General features: G+C 69.5%; 22 protein-coding genes and 2 pseudogenes. 12 read left to right on the top strand and 12 right to left on the bottom strand.

Translation table 11 applies throughout. From position 1 onward, the window contains the following. Positions 1-209 precede the first annotated feature (209 nt). The gene (locus ACZ43N_RS36250) at positions 210-3,080 is read left to right on the top strand and encodes a WD40 repeat domain-containing protein (protein WP_468103300.1); all 2,871 of its coding nucleotides are present in this window, start codon (positions 210-212) and stop codon (positions 3,078-3,080) included. A 60-nt stretch (positions 3,081-3,140) separates the two neighbouring features. Here the strand turns inward: ACZ43N_RS36250 and ACZ43N_RS36245 are convergent, their stop codons facing one another. Genes ACZ43N_RS36245 through ACZ43N_RS36235 form a run of 3 tightly spaced genes read right to left on the bottom strand, consistent with a single transcriptional unit; the run spans position 3,141 to position 4,304 of the window. Next, a complete protein-coding gene (locus tag ACZ43N_RS36245; RefSeq protein WP_468103299.1) occupies positions 3,141-3,260 on the bottom strand; it encodes a zinc finger domain-containing protein in 120 nt (39 codons plus the stop codon). After that, positions 3,247-3,921: a zinc finger domain-containing protein gene (locus ACZ43N_RS36240; protein WP_468103298.1), complete on the bottom strand. Its 675-nt coding sequence runs from the start codon at positions 3,919-3,921 to the stop codon at positions 3,247-3,249. The genes ACZ43N_RS36245 and ACZ43N_RS36240 overlap by 14 nt, the downstream gene beginning before the upstream one ends. After that, positions 3,918-4,304 carry a hypothetical protein gene (locus tag ACZ43N_RS36235; protein ID WP_468103297.1) on the bottom strand — a complete coding sequence of 129 codons (387 nt, stop codon included), beginning with the start codon at positions 4,302-4,304 and terminating at the stop codon, positions 3,918-3,920. Before ACZ43N_RS36235 ends, ACZ43N_RS36240 begins: the two co-directional genes overlap by 4 nt. A gap of 82 nt (positions 4,305-4,386) precedes the next feature. Here ACZ43N_RS36235 and ACZ43N_RS36230 point away from each other — a divergent pair. Beyond that, positions 4,387-4,584 (top strand): annotated as a pseudogene (locus ACZ43N_RS36230) (allophanate hydrolase subunit 2 family protein); the annotation flags it as partial. A gap of 318 nt (positions 4,585-4,902) precedes the next feature. On the opposite strand, the gene ACZ43N_RS36225 reads toward ACZ43N_RS36230, so the two are convergent. The 8 genes and pseudogenes from ACZ43N_RS36225 to ACZ43N_RS36190 all read right to left on the bottom strand — a co-directional run. After that, positions 4,903-5,721, bottom strand: a complete 819-nt coding sequence (locus ACZ43N_RS36225; protein WP_468103296.1) for a DciA family protein — start codon at positions 5,719-5,721, stop codon at positions 4,903-4,905. After that, entirely contained in the window at positions 5,721-7,406 is a 1,686-nt protein-coding gene (locus ACZ43N_RS36220; protein ID WP_468103295.1) for a hypothetical protein, read from the bottom strand. Before ACZ43N_RS36220 ends, ACZ43N_RS36225 begins: the two co-directional genes overlap by 1 nt. A 1,109-nt stretch (positions 7,407-8,515) precedes the next feature. Beyond that, entirely contained in the window at positions 8,516-9,292 is a 777-nt protein-coding gene (locus ACZ43N_RS36215) for a GntR family transcriptional regulator (RefSeq protein ID WP_468103294.1), read from the bottom strand. Further along, on the bottom strand, positions 9,293-9,835 hold the full coding sequence (locus tag ACZ43N_RS36210; RefSeq protein ID WP_468103293.1) for a GNAT family N-acetyltransferase: 543 nt from the start codon (positions 9,833-9,835) through the stop codon (positions 9,293-9,295). Between the two features lie 22 nt (positions 9,836-9,857). Beyond that, on the bottom strand, positions 9,858-10,319 hold the full coding sequence (locus tag ACZ43N_RS36205; protein ID WP_468103292.1) for a PPC domain-containing DNA-binding protein: 462 nt from the start codon (positions 10,317-10,319) through the stop codon (positions 9,858-9,860). A 27-nt stretch (positions 10,320-10,346) separates the two neighbouring features. After that, positions 10,347-11,330, bottom strand: coding sequence for an asparaginase (locus tag ACZ43N_RS36200; protein ID WP_468103291.1), 984 nt, complete (start codon positions 11,328-11,330; stop codon positions 10,347-10,349). Positions 11,331-11,372: 42 nt separating this feature from the next. Next, entirely contained in the window at positions 11,373-12,767 is a 1,395-nt protein-coding gene (locus ACZ43N_RS36195) for a hypothetical protein (protein ID WP_468103385.1), read from the bottom strand. An 87-nt stretch (positions 12,768-12,854) separates the two neighbouring features. Further along, a pseudogene (locus ACZ43N_RS36190) lies at positions 12,855-13,019 on the bottom strand (helix-turn-helix domain-containing protein); the annotation flags it as partial. A gap of 202 nt (positions 13,020-13,221) precedes the next feature. Between ACZ43N_RS36190 and ACZ43N_RS36185 the strand changes: the two are divergent. Next, the gene (locus ACZ43N_RS36185; RefSeq protein ID WP_468103290.1) at positions 13,222-13,536 is read left to right on the top strand and encodes a hypothetical protein; all 315 of its coding nucleotides are present in this window, start codon (positions 13,222-13,224) and stop codon (positions 13,534-13,536) included. A gap of 104 nt (positions 13,537-13,640) precedes the next feature. Here ACZ43N_RS36185 and ACZ43N_RS36180 read toward each other — a convergent pair whose 3' ends face one another. Then, the gene (locus tag ACZ43N_RS36180) at positions 13,641-14,399 is read right to left on the bottom strand and encodes a GntR family transcriptional regulator (RefSeq protein ID WP_468103289.1); all 759 of its coding nucleotides are present in this window, start codon (positions 14,397-14,399) and stop codon (positions 13,641-13,643) included. A 497-nt stretch (positions 14,400-14,896) separates the two neighbouring features. On the opposite strand from ACZ43N_RS36180, the gene ACZ43N_RS36175 reads away from it, so the two are divergent. From ACZ43N_RS36175 to ACZ43N_RS36135, 9 genes are all read left to right on the top strand, one after another. Then, positions 14,897-15,742: a hypothetical protein gene (locus tag ACZ43N_RS36175; RefSeq protein WP_468103288.1), complete on the top strand. Its 846-nt coding sequence runs from the start codon at positions 14,897-14,899 to the stop codon at positions 15,740-15,742. 208 nt (positions 15,743-15,950) lie between these two features. Beyond that, positions 15,951-16,442, top strand: a complete 492-nt coding sequence (locus ACZ43N_RS36170) for an ATP-binding protein (protein WP_468103287.1) — start codon at positions 15,951-15,953, stop codon at positions 16,440-16,442. 89 nt (positions 16,443-16,531) lie between these two features. Then, a complete protein-coding gene (locus tag ACZ43N_RS36165) occupies positions 16,532-16,843 on the top strand; it encodes a WhiB family transcriptional regulator (RefSeq protein ID WP_468103383.1) in 312 nt (103 codons plus the stop codon). Positions 16,844-17,052: 209 nt separating this feature from the next. Further along, on the top strand, positions 17,053-17,244 hold the full coding sequence (locus ACZ43N_RS36160; RefSeq protein WP_468103382.1) for a DUF5999 family protein: 192 nt from the start codon (positions 17,053-17,055) through the stop codon (positions 17,242-17,244). Between the two features lie 316 nt (positions 17,245-17,560). Next, positions 17,561-19,282: a DUF2637 domain-containing protein gene (locus tag ACZ43N_RS36155; RefSeq protein WP_468103286.1), complete on the top strand. Its 1,722-nt coding sequence runs from the start codon at positions 17,561-17,563 to the stop codon at positions 19,280-19,282. A 143-nt stretch (positions 19,283-19,425) separates the two neighbouring features. Beyond that, positions 19,426-19,923, top strand: a complete 498-nt coding sequence (locus ACZ43N_RS36150; RefSeq protein WP_468103285.1) for a hypothetical protein — start codon at positions 19,426-19,428, stop codon at positions 19,921-19,923. Between the two features lie 15 nt (positions 19,924-19,938). Then, positions 19,939-20,145 carry a hypothetical protein gene (locus ACZ43N_RS36145; RefSeq protein ID WP_468103284.1) on the top strand — a complete coding sequence of 69 codons (207 nt, stop codon included), beginning with the start codon at positions 19,939-19,941 and terminating at the stop codon, positions 20,143-20,145. A 1,199-nt stretch (positions 20,146-21,344) separates the two neighbouring features. Beyond that, complete coding sequence (locus ACZ43N_RS36140) at positions 21,345-22,511, top strand: hypothetical protein (RefSeq protein WP_468103283.1); 1,167 nt, start codon at positions 21,345-21,347, stop codon at positions 22,509-22,511. Positions 22,512-22,525: 14 nt separating this feature from the next. After that, positions 22,526-22,927, top strand: a complete 402-nt coding sequence (locus ACZ43N_RS36135) for a conjugal transfer protein TraB (RefSeq protein ID WP_468103282.1) — start codon at positions 22,526-22,528, stop codon at positions 22,925-22,927. Positions 22,928-22,937 lie beyond the last annotated feature (10 nt).

The following is a 22,937-nucleotide window of genomic DNA, read 5'->3' as shown; positions in this document are numbered from 1 at the left end:
CGCTCCTGAGTTGGTGAGGTCGGACAGTTCGCGTCGCCGGCGCCGGCGGTTCGTCTGTCCTACTTTGAGGGCACCCGTGGAAGGCATTTTCGGTTGCGATGAGCGGGCTGCGCGTTGTGCTGGTGAGCGGGGATGGCCGATGCTGTTGTGCGATGAGTCGCGATGAGCAACGGCAGCCACCCGCCTCGACGAGAGGGTCGCAACGACTGGTGAGCAGGCCTGAGGTGCGCGCGGGCGCGTTAAAGGTCCTCAAGGACACGTTGTACGGGCTGTATCTGGGCGCGGGCACGCCGCGTCTGAGCGATATCGCCAAGGCGATGAACGAGAACGAGGATCTTCCTGGGCTTCGGAGTACCCACACGATCCGTCGGATCCTCAGCGAGCCGACGTACCCGCAGAACGATCTCGATGTGAAGGCGGTGGCCGGGGCGTTGGCCATCTTGGGCGGTGGCGACTCCCAAGAGCAGCAGGCACGGGTCTGGCAGCTGTGGCAGGAGGCCGGCAAGGATCCGAGGCCGGGGTTCGTGATGGCCGGGCCGGATGATCCGCGGGGGCATTTCACCGCACGATCGCAGGGCTACCAGGGCCGCGTGCAGGGTGGCGACCGGTTCCGGGGCCGCCAGACCGCGTTGGAGGCGGTCACGGGCTGGCTGCAGCAGGATCAGCCGCCGGACCGACCGCTGGTGATCACCGGACAACCGGGGGCAGGGAAGTCCGCGGTGCTGACCCGGGTGGTGCTGGACCTGGAGAAGACCACCCGGGTGCCGGGGGTGGCGGTCCACGCCCGGGGCCTCACCTTCGACACACTCGTCGAGGGTGTCGCTGTGGCGGTCGGGATCGACGACAGCGTCTCGGCCAGCGAGCTGTACGACATCCTCAAGACCGATCCGGGGGTGCCGTCACGGCTGGTCGTCGCCCTCGACGCGCTCGACGAGGCGGCCGAGGGCCAGGTCCCGCGGATCGCCAGCCTGCTGGCGGACCTGGCCCGGCTGCCGCGGCTACGGGTCGCGGTCGCGACCCGCCCCTTGACCGCCGGTGACCGGTACCGGCCGGAAACGCTGCTACACCAGCTGCGCGTGACCGGCCCGGACAGCGACAACCTGGTCGACCTGGACACTCCCGGCTACCTCGACCCCGACGGGCTGCGCCAGTTCATCGTCGCGATCCTGACCGACGAAACTACCGGCCGACCCAGCCCGTATCAGGCCCAACCCGAAGTCGCCGACCGGCTGGCCGAGGTGATCGCGGGGCGGGCCAGTAGCAGCCATCAACAGCCCGGCAGCAATTACCTGGTCGCTGCGCTCAATGCGACCAGCCACGACAAGGTCCTCGACCCGGCCGTGCCCGGCTTCGACGTAGCCCAGATCCCCGCCACTGTGGATGAGGCCATCACCAAGTACACCGACGGGCTCGGCGCCCGTAAACAGGTGGTCATGGGCCTGCTGACCACGCTCGCCTATGCCGCAGGCAGTGGACTGGACCAGGACCGTTGGCTTGGTTTCGCTACGGCGCTGGGCTACCCGGTCGACGCCGTCGCGTTCGATACCCTGCTGGACTCGCCCGGCGCGGACTACCTGCTGTCCACCATCAGCGGCGACGGCAGCGTGCACTACCGGTTATTCCACCAGGCGTTGACCGACGACCTGCTCGCCCGCCGGCGCGAACGCGGGCTGTATCAGCGTGATCAACAACGCATCACCGGCAGCCTTCTACCGCAGAGCGCCGGCTTTCCGGCCAGCGCCCAGGACTGGTCCGACATCGACGACTACACCCGCCATTACCTGCCCGACCACGCCGCCGCCGGCGGGACCCTCGATCGGTTGATGGCTGATCCCGGATTCCTGCTGGCCTGCCCACCCGAACGGATCCTGCATCACCGGGACACCCTGTCCGGCGAACCGCGTGCGGCCGCTGCCGCGCTGGAAGCCGCCGCGACCGAAGACTGGCCCGGTTGGAGCCATGACCAACGGGCCTGGTGGCTGCACGTATGGGCCCGCAGAATGCGAGCCCACTCCCTGGCCGACACCCTGATCACCGACCACCGCAGCTGGCCCTGGCATGCGGATACCGCAATCCGGCCCGGCATCACCGTGCCCGGCCAACAAATCGAGTCGGTCAACGCGGTGGCGGTGTTCGCCGGGGCCGACGGCCGAACCCGGATCGTCACCGGCTGCCATGGCGCGTTGGTGCGGGTGTGGGACGCCGAGACCGGCACCTTGCAGCACAAGCTGGTCGGCCACAACGGGGCGGTGCGGGCGGTGGCGGTGTTCGCCGGGGCCGACGGCCGAACCCGGATCGTCTCCGCCGGCGACGACGGGTCGGCAGTGCCGGAGTGGGCCGGCGGGACCGGCCGTTATGCCTCGGTGCTGGTGTGGGACGCCGAGACCGGCACCCTGATGCAGGAACTGACCGGTCACTACTACGGGGTGTGGGCGGTGGCGGTGTTCGCCGGGGCCGCCGGGCCGACCCGGATCGTCTCCGCCGGCCGCGACGCGTTGGTGCGGGTGTGGGACGCCGAGACCGGCACTGCGCTGCAGGAGCTGGCCGACCACCCCTGGGGGGCGGTGGCAGTGGCGGTGTTCGCCGAGGCCGACGGCCAGCCCCGGATCGTCTCCGCCGACGGCATCGGGTCGGTGCGGGTATGGGACGCCGAGACCGGCACTGCGCTGCAGGAGCTGACCGGCCGCCCCGACACGGAGGTGGAGAAGGCGATGGCGGTGGCGGGGTTCGCCGGGGCCGACGGCCAAACACGGATCGTCTCCGGGGGCCGCTACGAGGATTCGCTGCAGGTGTGGGACGCCGAGACCGGCACCCTGCTGTACGAGCTGATCGGCCACGCCTACGGGGCGACGGCGGTGGCAGCGTGGGCCGGGGCCGACGGCCGGACCCGGATAGTTTCCGGCGACGGCCGTGGGTCGTTGCGGGTGTGGGATCCCGAGGCCCGCACCCTGCTATACGAGCTGACCGGCCACAACCGCCCAGTGAACGCGGTGGCAATGTTCACCGAGGTCCACGGCCGGACCCGGCTCGTCTCCGCCAGCGCCGACGGGTGGGTGATGGTGTGGGCGCGAGTGCCTTAAGGATGTCCTGCCCCGCCTGGTGGGATCCGGCGGGCAGAGCGCACTCGGCATCCGGCTTGGCTACGAGTGAGCCTTCTTCAAGCGGGTGTATTCCTTGGCCAGTTCGACCCGTGAGCGGTGCGGGCCGCCCAACGTGGTGCACCGCTGCTCGGGTTCCTGGCCGCAGTCAGGGCAGGTCACCTCGTACACCCGCCACGACCGCCGCAACCGTTGCTGTTCCTTGCGTTCGTCGATGATCGGCTTCAAGCCGCTCGTCGTGCGGCACCCGCCGCATCTCACCCGGCATAGTGTCGACGGCGCATTGCTGGCCGCTGTCCGCCCCGCAGCGCGGGCAGCGCCTCTCCAGCCACCTCTTTCGGGTTACCTGCCGATGGAGCTGCGGAAGCCGCTTCTCCTGTCCGGGCTGGAGAGGGCCTGCGGTGCGACGTACCCGCCCCCTCCAAGCCTCGACCTTCGCCTGACGATGCGGCCCGATACTGCCGGCCTCGGCCGCTGCCCGAAGCAGCTCACGGACCTTGATCCGCAGTACGTCCGGGTCCGGGTCGGGGGGAAGCTGGTCAAGGTCGTCGAGGAGGGTGTTCAGGCGCTTGCTCCTGGCCGCCGCGATGGCGGTGAGGCAGCCGTCAGCCGCGTCGATCACGCGGCTCTCCTCCTCGGAACAGGCGTCTTTGGCGGCCGCCTTGGCATGCCGCAGCATCTTCTTGACCTTCCCGGCCCGCTTCTCAGCCACCGCCTGTTCCAGGCGGGCGAACAGCTCCCTGCGGGCCTCGACTTCCTTCTCGATCCAGAGAAGGCCGGAGCGCAGGGCGGCATCCAGCTGCTTCTGCAGCCGCGGGCTCACGCCGGCGAGATCCGGTATCTCGCGGCACACCGACTCCGCCAGGGCGATGGACTCGGTCCGGCGGGCGCCTCGGTACCGATCCGCACCCGCCTGCTCGTGCCCTCGCTGTCCAGGCGGATCCGGTGCACGTACCAACGCCGGATCAGCGTGTCCCGGTCGACCGGGACGCCCAGGCCGAGCACCGGCTCCAGACCGTCGTCCCATACCGGCGCCACCGTCTGGTCCAGGTGCACCCGCAGCGCGCCGCGCGGCCAGCGGATGTCGACGACGGAGCCGAGCGGTGCCCCGGCCGGGCCGGTGTACTCGAAGCTCGCCTCCTCGCCGTGGCCGGCGAGCCAGGCCGCGGCCGCCGACCGCACATACAGGTGATCCGCGCTGTTCACGCCGCGGGCGCGGCGCCCGCACACATGCGGTTGCCCGTCCGGATCCGGGTGATGGGCGAAATGACAGGCGCGGTCCGTGTGCGCGCTGCTGGACATCGGGGCCGCCCGCGCGGGTGTACGCGGCTATCTCGCCGTCTCCGGCGGCGTGAACGTCGAGCCGGTCCTCGGCAGCCGCTCCACCGACCTGCTGTCCGGTCTGGGTCCTCCCCCGCTGACGGACGGCACCGTGCTCCCACTGGGACGTCCGACCGGGGGGCACGCGTGCGTGGACGTCGTTCCGCATGTGTACAACTTCGTGGTCAACTGACCACCGCAGCCACCGAGCAAAGTCCCGCACCAGAAGGTCTCGCCCTCGTAGCGGTGGCGGAACACGTCCAGCTCGATGGCCTCCATCGGCAGCATCAGCGGCTCCTCCGACTCCGCACTGCTCAGCACCGCCGTCTGGATCCGCCGCCTGTCAGCCTGCACAAACGCTCCCATCACGTCTCGCCGATCGTGCCAACTCATCGTGTCACCAGGGGCGTTCACCAACCAGAGGGCCCCGTACGCGAGGGCGATGCCGCCACCTGATCCGTCATATCCGTCTCCGTTCTGCTGGTCATGCCGTTCTACTCAACGACTGGGGCACGTCTTTGCTGGGCAGCGTTCCGGCCTTCTCCGCGCGGGCCCGGCGCAGGGCCGCGGCGCGGGAGACGTCGGCCTGACAACGGCGCTCGGCACGGACCTGCTCGATCGAAGCCGACGCATCGTCCGACACGACGTCGGGCTCGGGGAACGCGCGGCGGGACAGCTCCCGCATCGCAGCGGTCTGCCGCTCCACCGCTTCCGCGATGTGCGGGTCCACCCGTGACGGCGGCGCCGCCTCCTGGTGCGCGGCGAGCGCGCGGCGGAGGCCGTCCGAGGCGGTCTCCCGGGTACGCGGCGGCCCGGCAGCCGCGGCCGCCGGCTCCGGGCCGGTATCGGCCGGCTCGGGCACCGGCACCGCGCCGGGCGCCAGGATCCGCAGGGACCGGACGACCGTCCGGCCTGCCGACTCGTTGGCGGCCGCGATGATGCGGGCCTGCTCCAGCCGGGCCTTCGTCGCCCAGGCCGCCGACTCCGGGCACACGGTGAGCCGGCCGGAGTCGGCGTCGTACCCAACGGCCACGACGTGCCCGGCGAGCTCGGGGGCGATGGCCGCCCAGCGTTCCCGCAGCGTCGCACCGGCGGCCGGGAGCTCCCAGGCCCGCTCGGTCACCAGCGCGCCGATCGCGGCACCGAGCCCCATCGGCTCGCGCCCGCCGCGCCGGACCACCGACGCCGTGCGAGTCTTCGGCTGCGCCGTACGGCCGCCGCCGTTCTTCTGTGCCGCCACCTTGGCGGCGCGCAGTGCGACGCGGGCCAGGTCGACGCCACTGAGCTTCGGAGTCTCGGTCATCACGCGACCTCCCCTGCCAGCTCCTGGACGCGGTGGATACCGCAGACGCTGCGCGACGGCAGGGGCTTGCGTCCGCACGGCACGTCTCCGTCCCGCCCGGAACAGGTCTCCCGCCCCGCCGGGGCGGTCTGCGCGGGTACGGGGGTGGTGCCCAGCAGGGCGGCCTCCTCACGGCAGAGTTTGCACAGGCCGTCCTCGAGGGCGCGGCCGATCACGACGATCCGGGCGCCGCAGTCCCCGCAGGAACCGCGCGGCGGACCCTCCGGCTCGCGCTGCGCCGGGACCGGGGCCGGCTCCAGGTTGCGGGCCGCGTCGTCCAGCACGCAGTCGACGCAGCGGCCGCCCGGGCCGGGGCGGGTGCCGTGCTCGGGGCACAGGCCCTGCTCGATGCGCTGGGCACGGCGCCGGGCGGCGGCCTTGTCCTCGACGATCTCGGCACACACCTCGCAGTCCTTGCCGGTCGACCACAGCACGCCCGCCTCGCAGTCCTGGTAGCCGCAGCCCCAGCGCGGCAGGGCCACCCCGAGGAGCCACCGGCCCGGGTCGCGGATCTCCGAGAGCATCACCTTGGCGAACCGGGCGGTCAGCCTGTGGTGCAGGCGTTCGGCGTCGGTGCCCTCGCGCAACTGGCGGCCCACCTCACGGGCGATCTGCCGGGCGACGAAGTCGCTGGTCACCCGCTCCAGCAGCAGGTGCACCGGCTCCAGCACGGCGTAGATGTGCGGGCTCATGGCCAGCTGCGGTCCGTCGTACGACGACCGCGCAGCCCCCCCGCCCCTGCTGCTGCGCTTTTCCGTTTCCGGCTTCGAGAGGGAGGGCTGGCTGTTTCCACCCGCGCGAAGCGCGAGACCACCACCGGCTTCCGTACGCGCAGCAGCGTCAGCCGGGATTTCCCCAGCCCCAGCGCCCTCAACTACCGGTACCTCGCCTATGGCGGGTGAGAAGAACGCGCGCTCGTCATCCGGTGAGTCAGTCCTAAGTGATTCCTCATTCGCGAGGGATCCCTCACCAACCGGCGAACCCGATCCCTCACCAACTTGGGAACTAGCCGACTCCTCAGAACCACTGGTCACAGCCGCCTCAGCAACCCCGGCGACCGCCGCGCAGCCACCATCCGGACGGGCCTCCGGGGCGATGTCGTGCGCGACGTACCGGTTGCGCCCCTGCGCCCCCACACGCCGCTGCACCGTCACCCAGCGCGCCGCCTCCACCGCGTCCACAACCGCCGACGCCGCCGTCACCGAGATCGGCTGACCCGCCCTCTTGCCCGAGTGGTGGAGCAAGCCGGCCGCCAGCTCCGCCTCCGTCAGCGCGATCCCCCGAGCCTGCGCATACGCGATCAACGCGAACGCGCGCAACTGCCGGGGCGTGAGGTCCTCCGCGGCCGCCACCGGCACCCACACGAACGCCTCCGTACGGGACATCGCCCGCACCGTCCGCACCGCCGACGTGCCCATACCGCCCGGCAACGTCCGACGCTCCGAGACCAGCTCCACCACACCGTCCGGACCCGGACGGCACAGCTGCGTCATCCCCCGCTCCACCGACGCCACCGACATCCCTAGATACGAGGCGATCGTCGACGCCTTCGCCTGGCACCCCTCCGGACGCATCCCGAGCGCCTTCACCTTCACGTACACCGACAACGCGACATCCGCGTACGCCGCCGACCACATCAGACGCATCGGCACCCGCACCCGCTGCCGCCGAACCGGCGCTGTCGCATCCAGGGCAGCGGCCGACGCCGCGACCCCGCTCATCGACCCGCCCCGAACGACACACCAGAAAAGATCATCAGGCGAGCGTCATCCGGCCGGGCTGTGGACAGAGTCCGGCGATCGGCGGCCGCACTGTGGACTACTGAGGGCTGGACATGGGCTCGGTGTTGCGTCGCAGCTCGAAACACGTGACGAACGACGGGACTTACGGAACGAATCGGGCTGTGAAATCGGTCAAGGCATGACTTCACAGGCCCCCAAACAGGGGTAAAAGGGGTGTATGTGGGCTGGCGAAAGCCCGAGCAGTCGTGCAAAATGACGACGTCCTCCTTCTTTGAAGGCGGGCACAACGAAACTCCCAGTCGGGAGCTTCGCGTTCGAGGGAAACGAACGAAAATCGAACCGCTCGCAGCCGGCGGCAACCGGGACGAGCAGCTCCTCCAAGAGGCGGCAACCTCACGGAGAGCAGATGGGCGCTGGAACTGGTGACGGGCAATCACCGGGCCAGGCCCGGGGCGGCCAGAAGACCTGCAGTGCAGGCGCCGCCCCCAGAGACCTACGTCATCCCGACCCCCTCATTCGAGGGGCGAACCGGGGTGGGCTCGAACAGCACAAACGCCCCGCCGAAGGGCCAGCGGTCGCTCACGCGCTGCTGGCACCACGGCGGGGTGCTGTGTGTCTGGGGCAGGGTACGGGTACCCTGATGCATGTCGATCACCTGGACTCGCTGATACGGGTGGTCGGCAGGCCGAGGACCCCCACTACAAGGTCCAGTGGCCCGCCCCCTCGACTTGCTCAAGGTCGCGGGGGCCATTTTCATTTTGATCAAGCTCGGAGACACGATACTCCTCTGCCTCCCCGATACGGGCCTCAGGGGCTCACGTGTCGCAGCGCCCAGCGTTTGCTGTCGGACAGTCAAGTACGGCACCCTCCTTCCTGAAATGAAGAACATCCACGCAGGGAAACGCCCTGGTCAGTGGCCAAGTTCCCCTGATTCCAGCAGAACTCATCCCCAGATCAAAGAGGCTTTGCGTGTAGTCGCCTGCGAATCCCGCGGGGCGGGCAACCACCTCTTCCTACCTCCCTTCAGGCGGGATGGGGCGTCGTCTTCCCAGGACTGTTGTGCCGCTCCCCTGAGCAGTGCGCACGAGACCCTCGGCTTCCAACGCTTGGTAAGCCCTGTGGACGGTTGCCGTCGCACCCTTCCCCTCCATGACCTGATCCTGAACAGACGGAAGGCGATCGCCTGGCGCGTAGATGCCGCGGTGGATCTGGCCGGCGATCTCGTCAGCGATCTGTCGCCACTTCGGGAGTCTCTTCAGGACTGGGAGATCCCGCGCGGGAGGACTGGTTGATGGTTCCTGCTGATCCTGCACACCTTCAGGGGTGGAAGCCGAGACGCCGAGCGCTGCGAGAATTGCCTGGGCGCGCGAGGCCTGCATGGGCGGAAACCGAACGTCCCAGTCCGGCGCTCGGCGCGTGGATGCCTGCAACGCAACGTTGAGGGATTGGGATCGGGCGGCCCCAAGGCCGTACCTTGGGTTACCAGAAAGCAGGCCAGGGACACCGAGGTTCACGGCGGCCCGCACAGCCTCTATCGGATCGGCGCCAAGCTCATACCACTCGCCGCGCCTGTGAAATGCGGCGAAGTAGCGGTGCAGTGCTGCCTCTAGTTTCTGGCCGCCTTCGAACGTGGCAAGGAGGCGCAGCTCGTCAGGGGACCCGACCTGGAGGAACCACAGGCGCTTGGCGGGGTTCCTGCTCAGGCCGATCTTCACTGTTTGTGAGCCAGGAGAGCCGATCACGTACACCAGTCCGGCATCGTGGCTCTCGTTGTGCGCGCCCTCTGCCATTCACCAGCTCCACTCTTGCGTGAGCACGGAGTACAGCACACTGTCGCGCCAAGACCCATTGGTGAAGACGTGATCTCTCAGCACGCCCTCGTGTATGAACCCGAGGTGCTGCACCACGGCGATCGAGGTGGCGTTGTCCGGGCCGATCGCGGCGGTGACCCGGTGGAGACCGAGCTCCTTGAACGCGTACGTGACCAGAGTGCGGGCCGCGTCCGTGGCGTAGCCGCGGCCCCAGTCCTTTGCCGCGATGGCGTATCCGAGCTTCCCGGCCTGGACGCCGCTGAGCCCGATCCGCGCGAATCCGATCACGCGGTCGTCGTCGCGCTTGGTCACTCCGAGGTAGAACTCGGTCCGTGGCTCATGGCGAGCGCGCTCGATCGTGCCCTCGATCATGGCGACGGCCTGGTCCCGGTTACGGCTGTCGAAGGACAGCCACGTCGTGACCTTGTCGTCTCCGATGATTGCCAGGACGTCGTCGACGTCCTCGAGGGTGAACTCGCGCAGGACGACCTGATTGCCGAGGATGCGGATCGGATACGTCACAGGTGATCTCCTCAGGCGGCCGTCACGCGTCGAAGGTCAGTAGGGGTACGTCGTAGAGATCGGGGTTCTTGGGCCGGGTCATCACCGGGGCGGTGACTTCGACTACGAGCATCTCGACAAGGAACTGGACGCGGGCGCTGAGCAGATGGCTTGTGTGACCGGTGGCCGATCGCGCCTTCTCCCCCAGCGAGGTGTGGATGTGCGGCAAGACCGAGTCCGTCTCAGCGTCATACGCGAGCGTTCCGCACCCCATGGCCTCCACTCCGGTCAGGTGGACCTTGCTCCACACGGGAGCCTCGGGGTTCTCCAGCTTCTCGCAGGCGCCGACGATCTCGGCTTCGGCGAAGCCGGCGATGAACATAGGGATGTAGCCGTGCCGTACGTTGTTGCTGCGGCAGAAGTTGGCGAGGGTGGGAAAGAAGTCGTCTCCGTGATCGAAAGTCACGCCGAAGGTCCGGCCGGTGGTGAGTTCGTAGCTGCGCAAGATGGGATCCCGAGGCTGTTGGGTCGGTTACGAGAGGGTGCTGAAGGCCTGGATGATCTGGTCCCTGTCGGCGCTGGCCATCAGTAGTAGCTGAAGCAGAATGCGCGCCTTGACCGGGTCCAGCGTGCTGCCGGCGATCAGCCCGCGGGCGAGCAGGTCCGACTCGGAGCCGGGGAAGCCGTAGGTCTGCCGCAGTACGGGGCCGGATCCGGTGCGGGTGGCCAGGATGACCGGCATGCGCTTTGCGAGGTCGGTGAGGGCGTCCACGCAGGCCATCGGGACGTGGCCGGCCCCGAACGCAGCGACGACCAGGCCGTCGACGTGGTCACCCAGGACCTGGAGGAGCGTCCCGTCGTCGCCGATTCCGACCGTGAAGACGGTGGTGCGGACGGCGGGAGCGGTGGCGCTCGGGAGAACAATCGTTGGGGCCGCGTCGGGGCGGGCCAGAATGCGTACGCGGTCTTCCGCGACGTAGCCGATCGGACCGGGGTACGAGGTGAAGGCGGTGGGGCTCGTGGCGTGGGTCTTGCGGACCCAGCGGGCAGCGTGGATCTCCTCCCCGAACACCACCACACAGCCTGTGCCCCGTGCTTCGGTGCTGGCCGCGGTGCGGATCGCGGCCAGCACGTTCGCGGGACCGTCCGCTCCCGCCATGCTTGCGTTGCGCATGGCGCCGGTGACCACGATCGGCATGTCGACCGTGGTGACGAGATCCAGCAGGTACGCGGTCTCCTCGATCGTGTCCGTCCCCTGGGTGACGACCACGCCGTCGAGCGCGAGCGTCTCGATCGTCGTGGCGAGTTCGAACAGGTCGGAGAAGGACAGCGACGCGCCGGGCAGACGGCGGAAGTCACGTACCTCCACATGGATGCCGGTGTCAGCGAGCCCCGGTACCGCGGCGATCAGGTCGTCGGCCGACAGCGTCGGCGTCGCGCCGCCGTCGGTCTGCGCGGTCATCGCAATCGTGCCGCCGAGCGAGATCACTGCGACGCGCCGGACGTTGTCGGTCATGGCCTCTTTCCCCTTCGTGAACAAGCAGGTGATGGTGCGGGATCAGTGATCGGCCGGAAGAGAGGCCACGTACGCGCAAGCGGCGTCGATGCCAGCCGCGGAGACCAGCCGGCTGCGGGACTGGATCAGCCCGGACGATCTGTACCGGGCGAGCTGGCCGCACCGCTGGATCAACCAGGACCACGGCAGATCGAGGTACTGCGCCAGAGCATGCAGCCGTCCGGCAGCCGTCGGCGCCGCGGTGAGCGAGTCCGCGTCAACGTCGCGCGCCGCGGTCGTGAACTCGCGGACGACCGAGGACCGGGCGGTCACGTCGACGTGCCACATCCCGTCGCCCCTCACCCAGTTCGCGATCACCGCTTCCTTGTCGGGCGAGACCACGAAACCCTCAACGCTCTCGTACGCAGGATCGGACGTGAACTGTGCGTGGATCCCGAGCGATTCCATCAATGCCACGGCCAGGAACAGCAGGATCCGCTCGTACCTCGGAGACGAGCGGACCACTTCTTCCGGGATGCAGAACGCCCGGGTGCTCGTGCTGCCGAGCGCCTTCGCGGTTTCCCGCAGGTACGGGTACTTGTGATCGAAAATCAGCCAGGCGCTGGCCTCCTCACCGCGCTGTTCCCTCGTCCAGAACGCGGGCAGCGCTGGCAGATCCGGCAGCGCCCGGAGGATGTGGCGAGCGCAGAAGTCTGAGCCCAGCCACATGTGGGCGACCGTGTTCAACCCGGGTGCAGCTTCCCGGCTGACCGCAGAGGCAGACAGCCGCTCGTAGGCCTTGAGATCGCTGCGGGTCTCGGCAAGAGGCTGGTCATCGGCCTGGAGCGCGTCGTCATAGTTGCTGACGGCCCACAGAATGCCGTAGGTGAGGTCATCCAGTTCGTATGCCGTGGGCGCGGCGACTTCGTACACGCCGCCGTTCTTCGCGAGCTTGCTGCGCGCCGATCGTCCGTCCAGAGCGTAGAACCGTGAGACCCCCTCGGCGTTGACGGCCCCGACCAGCAGGCTGCGATTCGGCCGCGTCAGGAATTCCTCAGCCCGCCGCTGGTCGGGTACAGACACGATCACTCGGCTTCCCTCGATGCGCGCGGGGTGGACCTGGAGTGAGAGTTGGGAGCCGAGCATGGAACGGCCTCCTGGGATGAGGGCGTGCCAGTCGACTCCGAAGTCAGGGGTCGGGCGGGACAGTTGAAGGCCCGACCAGTTTTCGGTGGCGGTTCTCGCAAACCCGAAAGGATCTTCGGAGGCGCTGATTGCTGAAGCTGCTGGCCTCCCCATGCCGGCAACCGCAGCTGCACCGACCCCCACCCCGGCGCGCAAAAGCGCGCGTCGATCGAGTGCCACGAGCACCACCGTTCCATCGTCGAGACGTGCAGGGACGAAGATCCCCTCACTGTCCGACGGTGCCGTGTGCGAAAGGGCCGTGGCCAGGCTCACCGGTGTATCGGATACATGGGACGCCGAACCGGATACATGAGTGGGCTCGGATACACCTCGGTCGATCTCCCGCCACAGCTCGATCAGAAGCCCACCAGCACCAAGCGTTCGGTCGATGAGCTCCACCTCACTCCGGTCCTGAGGTGGGCGGGCCCCGTTCTCCCAACGCTGCACCTTGGAGTGCGAAACGAACGTCCTCGCGGCGAATTCCCGCATGGACAGCCCCCGCGCCTCACGCAGCTGTCGGATCATGTAGCCAAGGCGGTGCTGGGGAGACTGGTCCGGCGTCAGCACCTTCGGCCTCTGACCCACGTTGGGCCCCCTCTATGTATCCAAGTCCCTGTATCCGCAGGACGGATACAGGGCAACCGTAGAAGTCACCCAAGATCACGCCTACACCTGGAGTACCGGCTAAGCCAGCTGGGATCCCCAACTTCGGCTCCAGGAGGGTGAGATGAACGAGCTTCGGCATGCCCACGACACGGGGCACCGTGTAGCCGACGCGCATGGCCGCAACATCGATCTCACGCCCACCGGCGCGAGGTCGACACATGACTGCACCTGCTCGAGAGTCATGGCAGGAACCCGGCAGCGCGGACACCGCCGCGGCACGGTGGTCATACGCGTCGCGGTCATTCTGACCGACGGATTGGTCGTAACGGTTCTGCTGGTGGTGATCCGCGACATCGTCACCACCGTGGCCAGCACCAGCGTGACTGGCTTGATCCTTAAGGCATTGCTGGTCCCGTCTCACCGGCGGGACCGGTGAGTTCCGTGGCCTCTTGCGATCGGCTTCGTGCGCGCCGGGCACTGTGGGTTGGCTCCCTACGCGGGAGTAGCAACCCACAGCGCCCGGGTCACGAAGCGGGTACATCAGGCGTCGAACTCGTAGTCGAGCACGTACGCGGCGGAGTCCATCGTCATTTCGTTGATCTCCACCGCTCGCCCCTCGGAGTCGATTGCCGTACGGGCCAGCTTGATGACGGACCGGTCGGCAGGAATGGCCAGCCGGGCCGCTTCTTCAGCGGAGGGCATCCGTACGCGGATCTCTTCGCGGAAGCGAGCCGGGGCATGACCAAGGTCGGCCAGACGGGCGTAGATGCCGCCAGGGCCGGTGTCGGCTTGAGTGATCGGCGAGCCTGCCACAAGCGACTGGGGAAGGTAGGACTCCGCCACCATGACCGGGCGTCCTTCCATGACATACCGCCGACTGCGGACGCAGACCGTCTCGCCGGGCGCCAACTCAAGGACATCGCTGATGTGCTGAGGCGCGGCCACGTCCTCCAGAACCTTGATCTGGTCGACGTCCGGAGCACGGTGGTCGTCCGCCGACCAGACCGTTTTCCCGCTCTCCCACTGGTCACGGGCGAGTCGCTGAATGCCGCGACGACGGATGGGCTGGAACGAGATGACGCGGGCCGCGGCTCCCTTTTTGGTCTCGATCAGGCCCTCGGTTCGCAGGATCTTCAGCGCCCTGCGGGCGGTGAGGTCGGAGACGCTGTGTTGCGCGGCCAGTGCGCTTTCTCCCGGCAGGCGATCGCCAGGGCCGTAGTCCCCACCTTTGATCGCTGCTTTGAGCTCAGCAGCGATCTGCTGAGCCTTGGTGAGCTGCGCGCTCGTCTCATCCGTCATCTGTCTCCCAACCTCGGTATCGATCCTAGGGCCGCTGGTTACCGAGGTACCTCGCGGGACGGGTGGAACACGCTGGGAAGAGCCCGTACATGGTACAGCCTCGGTACCGATGTTATTGACATCGGTACCGAGGAGAGCTCTACTGGAGATGCAACCTCGGTACCGAGGTTGTGAACTCCCCAGTTGGGTCCCCTGCGGACCCGGCTCCCCCACCCGGAATCGGTGTAAGCCCGACGCCGGATGGGGGAGCCGGAACCTCGGTCCCTATCAGCACCACCGCTGCAGATCGCCACTTCGGTGGCCGGAGTCCAAAGCCCTAGCCACCTCGGTGGCCGGAGCCCGAGGCACCTCTAACTCCTCCGCCCATGGTCTGCAGCGAGTACCACCCCGCAGCGCTGATGCGTTGTCTGTCCTTCAGGACGCCGGTTCGCCGTGCGGCCTGGAGGGCGGAGACAGCACCTGCGATGCACTCCTGTCACTTCTTAGAAGGAGGCCTCATGCCTACGCGAACCCGCGATCTCACCGCTCAGAAGCGTCCGCGCCGAGCCCGGTCCCGCGCCATCAGCACGCTTCCCTCACTGGTCGTCTCCAGCCTCAAGCCGCACGAAGTCGACCTCGCGTACTCCACGCTGGTCTGCCCCACCTGCCGCACCTGGGTGCCGATTAACGCGCCGCACAGCGCGCGGCCCAAGCTGGTCCCCCACCACACGGAGAAGGCCGGCACCGAAGACCCGGTCCGCTGCCTCGGCAGCCACCGCCTGGTCACCATCAACCTCACCGTCGACCAGTGGTTCCGGCGGCTGGAAGAGGGCCTCACTCAGACCGCCGGCCGACGCTCCACCCGCGTGATCCGCAAGCCGAAGACCGGTTCGACCCCCGCCGTCATGCAGATCGTCGGCGGCACCGTCGACGACAAGACGGCCCGCAAGCTGGACGAAGCCCACGTCCGCGGCTGCTCCACCTGCTCCATCAAGGACGACAAGGGCAACATCCTGCGCGCCGCCGACCTCACCTCCCGGTGCACGGACGGCCGCCGCCTCGCCCAGCTCGCCGCGCACACCAAGCGCCTCGCCCCCGCCCGCCGCAAGGCACAGATGGACCGCGAGGACTGGAACGACCGCCGCGCGTGGGGCCTGCGCCTGCTGCACGAGCAGCAGTGGCAGAACCTCTCGGAGTCGGTCGCCGACGCCGACCTCCGGCGCGTCCGCGACACCCTGGCCGCGCTGATCCAGACGCTCAACCCGCGCAAGGCCGACGCCCCGCAGCTCACCGACTGGGAGCGCGCCGACCTGATGAGCGCGATCACTCTCCTGGCGACGCAGGAAGAGCAGCTCACCCGGTAGGACTGCACGACGAACGACCACGGCCCCGGCCGACCCGATCACCTCGGGTCGGCCGGGGCCGTGGCTGCTCGTACGACCAGCCAAAACGAGCGGCCCCGGGATTCCGCCCCAGGGCCGTTCAGCAGGTCACTCCGTGAGAGGAAAAACCTTGAGTCCCATCATGACATCTCCCGCGCCTCCCGGTGCACGGGGAGACAGCAGCCCGGACATGGACGACATGTTGCGCCGGGCCCGCATGGACGACCAGCGCCGTTCGCAGCGGCCGGAGCTTCCGTCCTGCGTTCCCGGCCTGTACGTCCAGCACCGCGACCGCGGCATCGTCGCTCACATCACGGCCTCCGAGTCCGTCTTCAGCACGGTGCGGGGTCTGACCGCGTCGGTGCTGAAGGCGTACGGGGCCGGCCAGGCGACCGCCGACACCGCTGAGTGGCTCGTCTCCGAGCTGCTCGGCAACGCCGTGCGGGCCTGCGGTGATCACGTGCCGCTGGTCGTCGAGGTGTACGTCACCGGGCGCAGCGTCCAGGTGAACGTGCACGATCCCGCCGGCGATCTGCTGCCGCGCCGCAGCGCGGTGGCGATGGACAGCGACAACGCGGAGTCCGGGCGCGGCCTGGGCCTGCTGGACATGCTTGCGCCCGGCTGGGACATCGCGCCCTCGCCGGTCGGCAAGCAGATCCGCTGCCGCATCAACGCCAGGTAGTTCAGCCCGACGCCAACACATGAGCCAGCCCCGGGGATACCGCCCCGGGGCTGGCTCGCACACAGACCTGCCAGGAGGCACAAATGAAGATGCGAGTGTCCGTTGCTCTCGTACGCAGCTACGCTTACGCGCCGGTCTCCACCGACGCGATCGAGCGGCCCCGTGCGGCCTGCGTCGATGAGGACCCCGAGCTGTTCTTCCCGATCGGCGACACCGGCCCGGCGCTGCTCCAGATCGAGGAGGCCAAGGCCGTCTGCCGTCGCTGCCCGCTGATCGGGAGTTGCCTCCAGGGCGCGCTGGAGCGGGGCGAGGCCGCGGGCGTGTGGGGCGGGCTGTCCGAGAAGGAACGCCGCTCCCTCAAGCGCCGCGCGGCCCGCGAGCGCGCCGCTGCCTCCGCCTGAGTCCCGCCGGACGGAAGCGGCGGGCAACTCGCTGCCCGCCCTGCGGAACCGCCACCGAACGGCCGCCCACGCTACGGGCGGCCGGCCTTTCGCACGCCTCCAGCCCGGGAAAGCCTCGGGCTCGCTTCCCCTCACCAGGAGAGCCCATGCAGCGCAGCACCCAGCTCGACACCGCGACGACCGCCGGGACCATCCGACTGCCGGACTCGCTGTGCACGCACACGCCGAAGTGCCCGACCGCCGACAGCTCCGACGCGGAGGCCGCGCACGTCGTGGCCGCCCACCCGAAGCAGGGCTGGAGCCTGCTGTGCAACGCCGTCGTGGTCTTTGACGACACCGGCGACCTGCTCCCCGACGGCCGGGCCATCGCCCCGCACCGCCCCCTCGCGGTCACGGCCTGACGGCTGCCTGATCCGCCCGCACTGTCCGCCACCAACACGGCGGCCCGGGTCGGGCGGTGCGGGGAGGGACAGTCCCGTTTCGCTCCCACCGGGCGGGAGCCACGGACAGTTTCGAGCCCGCCCCCTGCGCTCCCCCGGACCGGCCGCCCGCACCACGGGCGGCTGGCCTTTTGGTGCGCCCGGAGCGGGTACAGCCGGTGCCAGTTTCGTGATCAACCGACCGCACCGACCGCCGCTTCGGGAATGCGCCGCCGCGTTTCGGGAGCAGCCCCCACCGTTTCGCGCACGCCCTGAACGACCCCTTCCGGAGGCCCCCATGACGATCACTGACATGCCGCAGAGCGCGGCTCCCGACGCCCCCGCTTCGCACCCCTCGGGCCTCGTTTCGGGCGCACCCGAGAAGTTTTCGGGTATGGGCCGGGGCGTTTCGAGCCCGGACAAGCGGAAGACGATCAAGCCCACCCGTGACCGGCTGATGACCGCCCTGTCTCTCGTCGCCGCGTTCGGCGGCACGCTGGTCGGCGTCATCGGCTTCGCGATGTCCTACAGCACCCTGGCCAAGGTCGCCCTGAGCTGGGGGTTCAGCAAGGAACTGGCCCCTTGGTTCCCGGTCGGCGTCGACGCCAGCATCATCGCGTTCCTCGCGCTGGATCTGTACTTGATCCGCAAGGGCACCCCGTGGCCGCTCCTGCGCATGGCTGCGCACGCCATGACGGGCGCGACGATCTGGTTCAACGCCAGCTCACAGGGCCACATCGGTACCGACCCGGTGCAGGCCGCCAGCCACGGCGTCATGCCGATCCTGTTCGTGATCGGTGTGGAGGCCGCCCGCCGCCTGATCATCCAAAAGGCCAGGCTGGAGGCGGGAACGGTCACCGACCGGATTCCGCTGCACCGCTGGATCCTCTCCCCCGTCGCCACGCCGCGGTTCTACCGCCGGATGCGGCTGCACAACGTCACCTCCTACCCGGAGATGGTCCGGCGCCAGCAGGAGCTCATCGGGTATGAGCAGTGGCTCAAGCGCAAGTACGACGGCGACCTCGGCAAGGCGACCGAGGACGAACTGCTGCCGATGAAGATGGCCGCCCACGGCTATACCGTCGCGCAGGCCCTCGCGATGCCTGAAGAGCAGGAACGTGCTGCTGAGGCCCGGGCGGAGGAAGCCGAGCGCCGGCGCCTGGACGCGGAGACGCGCCGGGAGCTCGCGCGCAAGAAGGCCGAAGCCGACCGGCTGGAGGCGCAGGGCCAGCTCGAGGCCGTCCGCGCCCGGGTGGAGGGCGAGACCGGCCAGGCCCGCGCGCACGCCCGAGCCCAGGTCAGCGCCGCTGAGCGGGCCGCTGAGCTGGAGGAGGCCGCGCTGGAGACGGCCGTCATCGCCGAAGCCCGCGCCCGTGCGGCGGAGGCGGAGCGCAAGGAGGCCCAGGAGCGCGAGGCCAAGGCCGCCGCGGACGTCCGCGCAGCGGAGCTGGAGCGGCAGGCGGCGGAGAAGCGGAGGCTCGCGGCGGAGGCCGACCGGGTCGCCGCGGCGGAGGCTCAGGCCATCGAGACGGCGGAGATCGCGGAGGCCCGGCAGCGTGCTGCCGAAGCCGATCGGGTCGCCGCCGAAACGGAGAGGGCCGCTGCCGAAACCCGCCGCCGTGCCGCCGAAGCCGACCGGCTCGCGGCGGAGGAGAACGAGCGCAAGGCGACCGCAGACGCGAACACTCAGGCGGCCCGCGAGCGTGAAGCCGAAACCGAGTACGCCGCTGCCGAAAGGCGGCTCGCCGCCGCCGAAGTCGAGCGGCGCGCGGTCGAAATCGAGGACGCCGCGAAGCTGACACCGCGCGAGCGGGCGGTCCGCAAGGTCGCGCGCATGGCGCTCGCGGCCGACGCGGTGTTCGTCGGCCTGGACGCCTACGAGATTCACCGCGAGCTGTGCCGGGTCGTCACGATCGCCGACGTCCAGCGCGAACTCGACGTGTCGTCCACCGACACCGCCTCCAAGTACCGCCAGGAGGCCGTCGCGCTCATCGCCGGCGGATACCGCCCGGAGCAGTGACCTGCGCAAACGAGCCGTTCGACGGTTTCCACCGGCCCCCGAGCTGCTGATGACAACTCGGGGACGCGGTGAAGGCGCCGAAACGCCACCCCACAGCTTTCCACCGATCCGGATCGCACCACCCTGCAGAGGAGAAAAAGCCCATGAGCAGCAAGGACATCGCGACTCGCGTGGCGTCCGGTGTCCAGGCTCTGCGCCTGGACGGAACGCGCGAGGCCTGGCAGGCGCAACACAACGCGGGCCTGCTCAACGACGCGCAGAGCTACGACGCCCTGGCCGATGCCATCGAGGCGGACCTGAAGCAGCGCGACGTCGAGGGGGACATGCCCTGGTCGGCGGCCCTTCGCGCGAAGAAGCGGGTGAAGCCGCTCAGGGACGCGGCCAAGGCCATGCGTAAGGCCGCGAAAGCCATCAACGGCACGGCGGGCGCGTATGAGAAGACCGACCCGAAGAAAGTGGCCGACGACCGTGAGAAAAAGGCCCTGAAGAAGGCACAGAAGAAGGGCCAGATCCACGGAATCGCGCACAACTCCGTGACCCGCAGCCTGGAGCGTCTGGCGCCCTCGCAGAACGAGGCCGAACAGGCCGGTGCCCCCCAGGTATTGGGGGACTTCTTCAACCAGAACCGGAGGGGCGCCTAAATGCAGGCTTCTGGGATGTCGCAGAAAAAGGCGGCGTACTGGAACGAGAAATTTGAGGCGGCGCACAAAAAGGGAGAAGGCGCGCCCGAAGAATTCATGCGGGTGTGGCTCGACCTCGTGAAGGTGTCGGCGCTGCAGAAGGCCCGGAAGACGGGCGACAAGAACGTGTTCAACGCGGTCTCCGGTGAGCTGGAGCGGATCTACCGCACTCACCTTGCGTGACCGTCATCGTCATCATCATCACCGCCGAAGTGCCGGGTTGTGGGGGCCCAACCACGCGTGCTACGTACGCGTGCGAGGAACCCCCCTCCCGGTGACCGGCCGTCACCACGAAGGGAGGGCACGTGTCCGATGACGAGAGTCCGGACAACGTGATCCCGATCCCTCGGATCGGCTCTCTGCCGCCCCCCGCCACCCCGCCCGTTCCCGCCCTGGCAGCGGACGGCGACGCGGATCCGGAAGGGAACAGCGCAGCGGATACCGAGGGAAACGAGGATCCGGAAACAGACCGCATTTCCCCGTTCGACCTGCCCGCTCCGCCCGTCACGCCGCCTCCGCCCGGAATCGTTCCCGCGACATTCCGCAGTGAAGGAACAGGCGATAACCCGGCCGATGCCGGACCTCCCCGGACGGGAGCGCTGTCGATGGCCGCGATTCTGGCTATCGCCCTCGCTGCCTTCGAAGGAATCCACGCCTGGATTCAGGAATCCGGGCCGTGCCGGGCGGAAGCCGCCAAGCACAAGAGGGAAATGGAACTGCTGGCGGCCAAGGCCGATGCGGACGCCACGAAGCTGACTGCGGAAGCCGGGGCCGAACGCGCCAAGGCGCAGCGGAACCGGGGTGTGCAGTCGTCACACGACTACGGCAAAGGGGCCCTTGGGCGGTCCTCTGGAGGCTCTGGACGCGGCGCGGGCCCCTCCGGGCCGGGCGGGTCACGCCGGGCCCTCAGCGGGCCGTCTGGCGGCTCGAGCGGGGGGCGCGGACAGGGCCCCGGAGGACCCGGTGCTCGAGGCGGGGGCGGCCAGCGGAACGCCCCCGGCAAGCCGGGGTCTTCCGGCGGTGCTTCGTCCGGCAGGCCCAACGGCCCTACCGGCAAGCAATCGGGCCATCCAGGCTCCGGCTCCGGCGGCTCTGGAGGCGGTGGGCGCGGCCCCAGCAGCAGAGGCGGCGGCTCGAACGGGCCTGCGCCGTCCGGTCCTTCGGGACCGTCCGGCACGTCGAAGGGCGGCTCCAAGCACGGTCGTACGACGCTGCCCCAGGCGGTCGGCAACACCCTGCGCGACCGGTGGAACCGCCGCGCGCCCGCCACACCGGTCCTGAGCAAGACCAGCCAGCCCGGCAGCGCGGGCAAGGGCGCGCCGGGCAGCGTCAATGGCACCGCGAGGAGCGGTCCGAAGACCGGCGGCAGTGTGCCGGGCGGCGTGAACGGTGCGCCGAAGGGCAGCCCGAAACAGCCCGGCGGTATCCCGCCCGGCAGTGTCAACGGGACGGCGAAGGGCGGTGGCAAGGCGTCCGGGCCGGGATCACCAGGGGCCGGAAAGGCTTCGGGTAAGACCGGCGGTCGTACGACGTTCTGGCAGGCGGTCGGCGAAACCATGGACGACCGCTGGAAGAAACGCCGCGGCGCGGTCACCGGCTGCATCAACAACCCCAACCCGAACGCCAAGTCGTCGCCGAAGGGAGGCACGAGCACTGCTCCGCCCGGCGGGGGAAGGGCCGGCGGGCCGATGAACACCGGCACCCCGAAAGGGACAGGACCGGGATCCGGTGCGCAGGCCGGTAAGGGGCCGTGGAAGCACGGGCCCTCCAGCGGTCCCGGCAGCACGGGTCCGGGTGCGGGCCAGACACCGGGCCCGGCCGGCTCCGGTCCGGCCGCCGCGGGACCTGCGGGTCCCGGCACCGGACCGAACCCCGGCTTCACCTGGGCGCGGGCCTCGCCCTGGGACTTCGCCCAGCCTGCGCCCGCGACGCACACCGTGGTCCAGGACGGCCCGGCCCGCCGTAACGGCACACCGTGGGAACCCACGCCGATCGCACCCGCCCGCCCCAGCCTGCCCGAGTCCGGGCCGCCGGCCCTACCCCGTGCCCCGCAGCGCGCGGCCGGGCAGCGGCCCGGCACCACCCGCAGAAAGGAAGCCATTCCTATGGAACCGGCCCCGGTCGGGACGTACTCCGTCACCCCGAGGTCGGGCAGCCAGGCTGCCCGGCACGCCACCGAGATCACGGCAGGCGAGGCCTGCCGGGCCCTGGAGAAGCTCACGACGCAGGGCATGGAGGCACACGACGACTACGACGCCCTGTCCAAAACGGCCCGCAAGCTGCTCTCCGCGCTGGAGAACATCTCCGCGGACCTCGCCAGCGACCACAACGTCGCCAGTAACAAGATCGCAGCCGCGCTGGCCGAGCTGATGAACCAAGTCACAGGCCTGATCCGCTCCGTCGACCGTGCAGCCAAGGACTGCCTGGATGCGGCCGAACTGTCCGAGGCGGAGGAGCACGCCCTGAAGCGTGACCACCAGCCCGTCACCGCTGCGACGGCCGACGCGGGCCTTGCCACGCCCAGCGCGCGCCTGCACAACGAGAACTGATCGGAGGCAACCAGATGAGCAGCCTTCCCGCCGTCGGCGCCGACGGCGCCTCCAACGGCTACCAAGCCCTCCAGGCGAAGCTCACGGCGCTCAAGGCCGCCGCGGAGCAACTCACGGAGGAAGCACTGCTGAAGGCCCAGCGCACCAAGCGCAACGCCGACTTCGCGGACATCGTCACCGACCTGTCCGCGGCCGCGGAGGTCGACCCCAAGCACCTCGCCGTACTCGGTGAGGTGGGCGCCGCGTTCCGCCGGGCCGCCGGCAGCGGCGGGTCGGTCGCGGCCGCCGCCGACGGCGTCCGGCTGGCCATGGCGCACCTGAAGTCCGTCCACCAGGCCCAGTACGGCGGCATCCACGCCGCCGTCAACGCCTCCAAGGCCCGTCAGGCCAAGCCGGGCTTCTACCGGCAGACCTGACCCGCCCCCC

Source organism: Streptomyces sp. NPDC030814, from assembly GCF_055572155.1.
Note: the sequence above shows the minus strand (reverse complement) of the source record. Positions and strands in the feature narration are given on the sequence as shown.

Bases quoted from the DNA above. Each gene is read 5' to 3' on its own strand.
- ACZ43N_RS36225 (WP_468103296.1), bottom strand. From the start codon at position 5,721: ATGACCGAGACTCCGAAGCTCAGTGGCGTCGACCTGGCCCGCGTCGCA.
- ACZ43N_RS36220 (WP_468103295.1), bottom strand. From the start codon at position 7,406: ATGCGTCTGATGTGGTCGGCGGCGTACGCGGATGTCGCGTTGTCGGTG.
- ACZ43N_RS36215 (WP_468103294.1), bottom strand. From the start codon at position 9,292: ATGGCAGAGGGCGCGCACAACGAGAGCCACGATGCCGGACTGGTGTAC.
- ACZ43N_RS36200 (WP_468103291.1), bottom strand. From the start codon at position 11,330: ATGACCGACAACGTCCGGCGCGTCGCAGTGATCTCGCTCGGCGGCACG.
- ACZ43N_RS36185 (WP_468103290.1), top strand. From the start codon at position 13,222: ATGAACGAGCTTCGGCATGCCCACGACACGGGGCACCGTGTAGCCGAC.
- ACZ43N_RS36180 (WP_468103289.1), bottom strand. From the start codon at position 14,399: ATGACGGATGAGACGAGCGCGCAGCTCACCAAGGCTCAGCAGATCGCT.
- ACZ43N_RS36175 (WP_468103288.1), top strand. From the start codon at position 14,897: ATGCCTACGCGAACCCGCGATCTCACCGCTCAGAAGCGTCCGCGCCGA.
- ACZ43N_RS36170 (WP_468103287.1), top strand. From the start codon at position 15,951: ATGGACGACATGTTGCGCCGGGCCCGCATGGACGACCAGCGCCGTTCG.
- ACZ43N_RS36165 (WP_468103383.1), top strand. From the start codon at position 16,532: ATGCGAGTGTCCGTTGCTCTCGTACGCAGCTACGCTTACGCGCCGGTC.
- ACZ43N_RS36155 (WP_468103286.1), top strand. From the start codon at position 17,561: ATGACGATCACTGACATGCCGCAGAGCGCGGCTCCCGACGCCCCCGCT.
- ACZ43N_RS36150 (WP_468103285.1), top strand. From the start codon at position 19,426: ATGAGCAGCAAGGACATCGCGACTCGCGTGGCGTCCGGTGTCCAGGCT.
- ACZ43N_RS36145 (WP_468103284.1), top strand. From the start codon at position 19,939: ATGTCGCAGAAAAAGGCGGCGTACTGGAACGAGAAATTTGAGGCGGCG.
- ACZ43N_RS36135 (WP_468103282.1), top strand. From the start codon at position 22,526: ATGAGCAGCCTTCCCGCCGTCGGCGCCGACGGCGCCTCCAACGGCTAC.